Genomic DNA, 393 nt, shown 5'->3' with positions numbered 1-393 from the left:
AACGTGTTCTTTGAAAACTAGATAACAGTAGACATCACATTCAATTAGTAACACAAGATATCACATAGTGATTCTTTTTAACGGTTAAGTTAGAAAGGGCGCACGGTGGATGCCTTGGCACTAGGAGCCGATGAAGGACGGGACGAACACCGATATGCTTCGGGGAGCTGTAAGCAAGCTTTGATCCGGAGATTTCCGAATGGGGAAACCCACCACTCGTAATGGAGTGGTATCCATATCTGAATTCATAGGATATGAGAAGGCAGACCCGGGGAACTGAAACATCTAAGTACCCGGAGGAAGAGAAAGCAAATGCGATTCCCTGAGTAGCGGCGAGCGAAACGGGATTAGCCCAAACCAAGAGGCTTGCCTCTTGGGGTTGTAGGACACTCT

At 47.3% G+C, this 393-nt stretch carries 1 rRNA gene; it reads left to right on the top strand.

What is annotated here, in order from left to right:
- Positions 1 to 82: 82 nt before the first annotated feature.
- A 23S ribosomal RNA gene (locus tag LNN34_RS21815) occupies positions 83 to 393 on the top strand; the annotation flags it as partial.

This window comes from Bacillus sp. AF23, assembly GCF_020861455.1.
Lineage (GTDB): Bacteria > Bacillota > Bacilli > Bacillales > Bacillaceae > Bacillus > Bacillus halotolerans.
This window is presented reverse-complemented; position numbering and strand designations above follow the sequence as displayed.